At 66.9% G+C, this 7,614-nt stretch carries 7 protein-coding genes; 5 read left to right on the top strand and 2 right to left on the bottom strand.

From position 1 onward, the window contains the following. Window positions 1–40 precede the first annotated feature (40 nt). A complete protein-coding gene (locus Y704_RS0112150; protein ID WP_026550321.1) occupies window positions 41–634 on the bottom strand; it encodes a TetR/AcrR family transcriptional regulator in 594 nt (197 codons plus the stop codon). 123 nt (window positions 635–757) lie between these two features. Between Y704_RS0112150 and Y704_RS20945 the strand changes: the two genes are divergently transcribed. From Y704_RS20945 to Y704_RS0112125, 5 genes are all read left to right on the top strand, one after another. Continuing rightward, window positions 758–1,717: an NAD-dependent epimerase/dehydratase family protein gene (locus tag Y704_RS20945; RefSeq protein WP_051476997.1), complete on the top strand. Its 960-nt coding sequence runs from the start codon at window positions 758–760 to the stop codon at window positions 1,715–1,717. Window positions 1,718–1,804: 87 nt separating this feature from the next. Then, window positions 1,805–2,644, top strand: coding sequence for a CPBP family intramembrane glutamic endopeptidase (locus Y704_RS0112140; RefSeq protein WP_026550320.1), 840 nt, complete (start codon window positions 1,805–1,807; stop codon window positions 2,642–2,644). Between the two features lie 47 nt (window positions 2,645–2,691). After that, entirely contained in the window at window positions 2,692–3,747 is a 1,056-nt protein-coding gene (locus Y704_RS0112135) for a zinc-dependent alcohol dehydrogenase family protein (RefSeq protein WP_026550319.1), read from the top strand. A gap of 117 nt (window positions 3,748–3,864) precedes the next feature. Further along, window positions 3,865–5,511, top strand: coding sequence for an MDR family MFS transporter (locus tag Y704_RS20940; protein ID WP_253904318.1), 1,647 nt, complete (start codon window positions 3,865–3,867; stop codon window positions 5,509–5,511). Next, entirely contained in the window at window positions 5,508–5,954 is a 447-nt protein-coding gene (locus tag Y704_RS0112125; protein WP_035772611.1) for an SRPBCC family protein, read from the top strand. The genes Y704_RS20940 and Y704_RS0112125 overlap by 4 nt, the downstream gene beginning before the upstream one ends. Window positions 5,955–6,048: 94 nt before the next feature. Here Y704_RS0112125 and Y704_RS0112120 read toward each other — a convergent pair whose 3' ends face one another. After that, entirely contained in the window at window positions 6,049–7,146 is a 1,098-nt protein-coding gene (locus Y704_RS0112120) for a VIT1/CCC1 transporter family protein (RefSeq protein ID WP_253904317.1), read from the bottom strand. Between the last annotated feature and the right edge of the window lie 468 nt (window positions 7,147–7,614).

The following is a 7,614-nucleotide window of genomic DNA, read 5'->3' as shown; positions in this document are numbered from 1 at the left end:
GGGGCGTTGTCGTGCTGGCGGGAAAGCTCGCGGGAGAGGATCACCCGCGCGGGGCGGTGAACGGGACCAGGATGTCGTCGACGATTTCCTCGATCAGTTCCCTGGTGATGGGGTCTCCGGTGATGAGGAACCGGTGCCACAGCAGTGCCTGCCCCAACTCCCGCGCGACGTCGACCGGCACATCCTCCCGGACTTCGCCCCGTGCGATTCCCCGGCGGAGCGTCTCCGCCATCGCCTGTTTCCGCCAGGCGATCACGCCGCCGCGAAAAGCCGCAGCAAGCTCCGGATCATGCGGCATCGCCCCCACGATCGCCGGCCCGATCGCTCCGGCGGGGCTGGCGAAGAAGTCCGCCCAGCCCTGCAGAATGGCCAGCATATCGCTTCGGTAGCTGCCGGTGTCGGTGGAGGGGATGGCCTTCATGGCCAGCGGGACAAGCGTGTCCCTCAGCAGTGCGGCCCGGCTGTCCCATCGCCGATAGAGCACCGGTTTACTCGTCCCGGCGCGGGATGCCACCGCCTCCATCGTGACCCCTGCGACACCGTGGTCGATGACGAGGTCCAGGACGGCGCTCCGGATTGCTTCATCGAGGACCTCGCCGCGACGACGGGTGGCTGGTGCGGTTTCAGGAGTCATGGTTACCACCATACAAGAAACGCTTGCGTTTCCTATTTGCCGCGCTTATTCGGAAATTAGATACGCTTCAGTATCTAACAGCATGGAATACGCCGAGTGCAGGTGGGAAGAGCGGGGTGTGCGATGGGTATCGTGGACGGGCTTCACGTGGTGATTGGTGCAGGTGGTGGAACCGGAACTGCGGTGGTTCGTGAGCTGCAGAGGTGCGGGCGCCGTGTCCGGGGAGTCAACCGGTCCGGTCGGGCGGACCTCCCGGACGGGGTGGAAGTAGTTGCGGGAGACGCGGCTGATCCGGAGCGAATGCGGCAGGTCTGCAGAGGGTCGGTTGTCGTCTACAACGCCGTCAATCCGCCGCTCGTGCGCTGGCGGCAGGATTTCCCCGCGGTCATCGACGGAATTCTCGCGGGAGCGGGAGCGGGAGCGGCAGGGGCACGTATGGTCTTCGTGGATGACACCTGGATGTACGGCAAGGTGGATGGACCAATGACCGAAGACCTTCCCGACCGGCCGGTCAGCAGCAAGGGGGTGCTCCGCGCCTGGCTGGCAGAGCGCGTACTTGCCGCCCACGCGAGGGGGGAGGTGGCAACGGTGATCGGCAGGGCCCCGGAACTCTACGGTCCGGCCGTCGAATCCCTGCTGGGCCGCACGCTTTTCGTTGCAGCGGTGCGGGGCAAGGCCGGCTTGTGGGCGGGGTCGATGACCGAACCACTGACGCCGATGTTCATCGATGACTTCGCCTACGGGCTGGTCGAGTTGGGCGAGAGGGCCGATGCCCTGGGACGGGCCTGGCACCTCCCCACTCCGCCGCCGACGACCGCCGGAGAATTCATCCACCAGGTCTCCGCCGGAGTGGTCGGCATTTCCGTGTCCGCAGCATCAGCCCCAGGGCGGTCCGCGCTGCCGGGGTGTTCTCCGCCGTCGCCCGTGAAGGTGCCGAGATGCTGTATCAGTTCGAGCAGCCGCACGTCATCGATTCCACGAGATACCGCGACGCCTTCGGGCCCGGACAGGTCACCTCCTACGAGGCGGGCATCCGGGCAACGCTCGACTGGTACAGTGCCCGGGAACCCGCCCGGGGTCTGATTCCTTCCGGACGGTAGGGATCCCATGGGCAGCGCAACACCTCCGCAGGCCAGTGCGGCCCACGTCACGCCCCGCGGCCGGAGCCGCATGACCGACAGCATCAGGCGTCATCCGGTTGCCGCGCTGCTCACGTGGTTCTTCACCGTGGGCCAGGCCATCGCTTTCCTTCCGGTGGTGGCGGGGGCGGGCGGAACACACCTCCCTCCGATGCCGTTCATCATCGCCAGCAACATGGTCGGCATGTTGCTGCCCACGCTGGCGATCACCCGGCTGGTCGAGGGCGACGCCGGCCTGAAGGCGCTGTGGGGGAGGATCATCGCGTTCCGGTGCGGAGCCGGTTGGTATGCCTTCGCTCTGCTCGTCGTACCGGCTGCGGCAGGAGTGCTGGGCCTCCTGCTCGGGGGCCCGCCGCGCGATCTCTCGCCTGGAACGCTGGTTGCGGCACTGGTCTCCGGCCTGCTGGTCCAGACGGTCGTCGGCCTTGCCGTCAGCAATCTGTGGGAGGAGGCGGCGTGGACAGGCTTCGTCCAGGCCCGGCTGCAGAACCGGCACGGCGCGCTGAAAGCCGCGCTTCTGACCGCCCCGCTGTTCGCCCTGCAGCATGTGTCCCTGGTTGCCGGAAACGCCGCCGCGGTGGTGATCCTCATCCTGGTCGCTGTCCTTGCCGTGCCCTTCCGGGCAGCCACCGGCTGGCTCTATCACCGGACCGGCAGCATCTTCCTGGTCGGGCTCTTCCATGCTGCGGGAAACGCGGTCGCCGTCGGCGGGGGTTTCGGGGACGGGATGCTTCCTCTCCTGTATCCGGGGATCGACATCGGGCCGATGCACCTGCTCGCTTCCGCCGCTGTCGGCGTCGTCGTTCTCATTCTCACCCGGGGAAGGCTCGGAGTCCCACGGACATCCCCACCCTTCCATCCCGGCGCGTAGGGTTGAATCCGGGGAAACGACCAGCACATCCATCTCGAGGAGAATACATGCGCGCCACAATCATTCATGGTCCGGGCGACATCCGGGTGGAGGAGCGGGACTACCCTTCCGTCATCCGCGCCACCGACGCGGTGGTGAAAGTGACCGCTTCCTGCGTCTGTGGATCCGACCTCTGGCCCTACCGGGGCGTGGGGAAGGCAGGGGCACCCAAGGCCATCGGCCACGAATTCGTCGGCGTCATCGAGGCAGTCGGCGACGACGTCACGAAGTTGGTCGTGGGCGACTTCGTCATCGCACCCTTCGTCGACAGCTGCGGGGCCTGCCCCCAGTGCGTCAACGGCGTGACGGTTGCCTGCGACCACCTGACGTCCTGGGGCAGCACCGACGAAAACGGCGATTACGTGGAAGGCGGCCAGGGTGAGGCAGTCCGTGTACCGCAGGCCGAGGGCACGCTGCGGAAGGTGGAGGGCGTTACCGAACCTGACGCGGAGCTGACCGCAAGCCTGCTCACCCTCTCGGACGTCATGTCCACCGGTCACCACGCCGCGGTCACCGCCCGCGTGGGTCCCGGACGCACCGTCGTCGTCGTGGGCGACGGCGCGGTGGGCCTCTGCGGGGTGCTCGCAGCAAAGCGGTTGGGCGCCACCCGGATCATTGCCATGTCACGGCACGAGGACCGGCAGGCACTGGCCCGGGAATTCGGTGCCACCGACATCGTCGCCGAGCGCGGCGACGACGGCGTCGCCAGGATCCGCGAGCTCCTCGGGGGAGTCCTGGCGGACTCCGTCCTCGAGTGCGTGGGGACCAAGGAGTCCATGGACCAGGCACTGCGCAGCACCCGGCCGGGCGGAAGCCTCGGATTCGTCGGAGTGCCGGCCGGCGGCCCGGAAATCCCCATCCGCTACCTGTTCGCGAACAACATCTCGGTGGGCGGAGGCATGGCCCCTGCCCACACCTACATCCCCGAACTGCTCGAGGACGTGCTTGCCGGGAGGATCCATCCCGGTAAGGTGTTCGACGTCGTGATGCCACTCGACGAAGCAGCCGAAGCCTACAGGGCGATGGATGAGCGACGCGCCATCAAGGTGCTGCTGAGGCCCTGACGCGCAGGGGCGGAGCAGCGCTTAGTGCCGCTCCGCCCCGCCGTCAAGGAGTGTGATATCGCGCTCAACTTCCGTTTTCTGATTGTGCGGGCGGCTCGCGGATGCAACAATAGTTCGGTGAGTCAACTAAAATTTCGATCGACGGCCGCTGCGACGAATGCGCCGGCACGGGAAGCCGGATTCGTGCTGGTCTTCGTTGCGCTCATGCTGTCGATGCTCCTCTCGGCGTTGAACCAGACCATTCTGGGAACGGCTCTGCCGACAATCGTCGGTGAGCTGAACGGCGCAAGCTCCATGCTCTGGGTCATCACGGCGTTCATCCTCGCCTCCACCATCACCATGCCCATCTACGGGAAGCTCGGTGACCTGGTGGGGCGCAAGCACCTCCTCATCAGCGCCATCCTGATCTTCCTCGCAGGCTCCGTGGTGGGCGCCCTCGCCCCCGACATGACCTGGCTGATCATCGCCCGGGTCATCCAGGGACTCGGCGGCGGCGGGCTCATGATCCTCTCGCAGGCCATCATCGCGGACATCGTGCCCGCCCGCGAACGCGGTAAGTACATGGGACTGATGGGAGGCGTCTTCGCGTTCGCCTCCGTGGTGGGGCCGCTGATCGGGGGCTGGCTCACCGAGGGGCCCGGCTGGCGCTGGGTGTTCTGGTTCAATCTACCGGTGGGAGCCCTCGCCCTCGCCGGAGCTGTCCTGTTCCTGCGGCCGAAGGCCGTGCGGGTCCGCCCCACACTGGACATCTGGGGAATGGTGTTCATCGCGCTGGCCACCACGGGTCTGGTGCTGGTCAGCAGTTGGGGTGGCAGCAGCTACGACTGGTTCAGCCCCGTGATCCTCGGCCTCATTGCCGCCACTCTCATCTCCGCAGTGGCCTTCGTCCTGGTGGAGCGGCGCACCGCCGAGCCGATCATCCCGATGGCGCTCTTTCGGGACCGCAACTTCAAACTCACCACCGTGGCAGGCCTGCTGACGTCGGTGGCCATGTTCGGTTCCATCGGCTACATGCCCACCTACCTGCAGATGGCGACCGGCGCTTCGGCCACCGAGGCCGGCATGCTGATGATTCCCATGATGGGAGCGCTGCTGGTCTCGTCGATCGTGTCGGGACAACTGGTGTCGCGGACGGGCCGGTACAAGTGGATGCCGATTGCAGGCTCGGTCATCATGGTGGTGGCCCTGGTGCTGATGGGCATGCTCGAGCCGTCCTCCGAGGTGTGGCACATCTGCCTGGACCTCGGGATCCTGGGGCTCGGCCTGGGCCTCAACATGCAGATCCTGGTGCTGATCGTCCAGAACTCCTTCCCGAACAGCCAGGTGGGTACTGCAACCGCCGCCAACAACTTTTTCCGGCAGATCGGCGCCACACTCGGGTCGGCGGTGGTGGGCAGCCTGTTCGCCTCACGCCTGACCGGCTTCCTGGATTCGAGGCTTCCCGCGGAAGCCGCCGCAGCCACAGGGGGTGGGGAATCGCTGACACCCGCGCTGGTGCAGGGACTCCCCGGGAAGCTGCAGGACGTGATCGTGACGTCCTACAGCGAAGCGCTCATCCCACTGTTCCTGTACATGGCACCGCTCGCCGCGATCGCCGCGGTACTGTGCCTCTTCGTCACCGAGAAACCACTGGCCACCACCCTGGAGCGTGACGTGGTGCCCGAGTCGATCGGCGAGGGCAACGGAGTACCGGCACCAGAGAAAGCGCCGCGGCCGCGAAGTAGCGCCCTGTCCGGAGCCCGGTCGGGCAGAATGGCGGGATGACTATCTCCCCTTCCGCCTATTTCATCTCACGCGAGCGCCTCATCGCAGCGCCCGCCGACCGGATTTTCGAAGTGCTTGCCACTCCCGCGCTGCACAGTGTCATCGATGGATCGGACACCGTGAAGGGCGAACAGCCCAACGGCCCGAAGCGGCTGGCACTCGGAGCGCGCTTCGGCATGGACATGAACATGGGCGCCAAGTACAAGATCCTCAATCGGGTGACGGAGTTCGAGGAGGGCCGCCGCATCGCGTGGCGGCACTTCTCGCACCATGTCTGGCGCTACACCCTCGAACCCCGTGGCGAGGCCACGCTCGTCACCGAACAGTGGGACGCCCGCACCGTCCCGTTCAAGCTGGTGCTGCGCCTCACCGGCTTCACCCGGCGGCACCCGGAGAACATCGAACGGACACTGGTGAAGCTTGAGGAATACGTCACCGGCTAGTCGGCGGTGATCGCACCGGACAACGACAACCGCGCCGGTCAGAACCAGCGCGGTCGTCGTTCTGTGCGGCGCCGGCCGGTTGGCGGTGCCTCACTCAACCGACAGAGGTGCCGAACATCAGGCCCAGCACATAGGTTGCGGCAGCGGCGCCGAGGCCGATCGCCATCTGCCGCAGCGCGAGCCGGAGCGGCGAGGCGCCGGACAGCAGCCCGACGACGGCGCCCGTGGCGAGCAGGGCAAGGGCAACCAGGGTGCACGCGGTGATCACGGCAGCAACGCCCGTCAGCCCGAAAAGGTACGGCAGGACGGGGATGATGGCCCCGGAGGCAAAGAAACTGAAGCTCGACGCCGCCGCGCCCAGTCCCGTTCCCACGGTTTCGTGGTCATCGGGGGTGGTGTCGTCGTCAGGGTGGAGCGAAAGGCTGGGATCGCAGTCGCAGCTGAGGAGTCCCATTCTCTCGGCCGCGCGGTGCTCGGCGGCCTGGGGAGTCATACCGCGCGCCCGGTAGACCAGCACGAGCTCGTTCGCCGCGATGTCGAGTTCCTTCGCCGCAGTCAGCGTGATCTGGGTGGGACGGGTTGCCGAAAGCAGCTCGCGCTGCGACTTGACCGACACGTACTCGCCGGCACCCATGGACAGGGCTCCGGCCAGCAGCCCGGCGAGGCCGCTGAACAGGATGAACGACGTCGAAACCCCCGTGGCACCGATGCCCATGATGAGAGCGAGGTTGCTGACCAGGCCGTCGTTGGCCCCGAAGACCGCAGCCCGGAAGTTGCCTGAAAGCCGATTCCTGCCGCGGGTGGCGAGTCCGCGGACGACTTCCTCGTGAATCTGTTCGTCCGCGGCCATGGCGCTGGTTGCGGAAGGGTCGGCGGCGTACGGCGAGCGACCCTCGGCACGCTGGGCGAGGGCCAGCACGAAAACCGAGCCGAAACGCCGCGCCAGGAGCCCGAGAATCCGGTTCCGGACGGAGGGCGCCGCGGGTTTGCCCGCCGCATCGCCCAGCAGTGCACGCCAGTGAGCCTCGTGGCGGCCCTCTGCCTCAGCGAGCTCGAGGAGGATCTCGCGTTCCTCGCCCTGCCGGCGCTGTGCAAGATAGCGATAGGTGGCAGCTTCCGCGCGTTCATCGGCAAGGTATTGCCGCCACTGTCTGACATCCTGTGGACTTGGATCGGCCTCGGGGGCGCTCACTCGGTACTCCTGATCGGCTGTTTCGCTACCCTTGATCCTATCGCGGGGAGGGTCTCGGCCTGCTCACCGAGATGGAGGGGTGTCTGACCACGGCTGGTCCGCCTGCTTCCTGACCACGGCCGGTCCGCCTCGTTTTTAGACATGGCTGGTCCGCCTGGTGCAGGATCGCGCTCGTTGCCGGTGCAGCACCGGGCAGCCACGCGGGACAGTACCAGCGGTACCGCATGATGCCGCTGATCGTGCAAACCGCAAGGAACCGACCCGGGCCGCGCGCGGGCTACCTCACGGCGTCCCGCGCGCGGTAGAGTCTATTCCGTCCAAACAGGAAGCAGGCTTATGGATTTCGCGCCGCCACGTCCGTGGGTTGCCCGGTATGGTCCCGGCGTCCCCGCGGAAATTGCCGTACCCGCAGGGTCCCTCCCTGATCTGCTTGAATCCTCCGTGCGGTCCTACGACCGGTCGATAGCG

This window comes from Arthrobacter sp. Br18, from assembly GCF_000520555.1.
Classification (GTDB): Bacteria; Actinomycetota; Actinomycetes; order Actinomycetales; family Micrococcaceae; genus Arthrobacter_D.
This window is presented reverse-complemented; position numbering and strand designations above follow the sequence as displayed.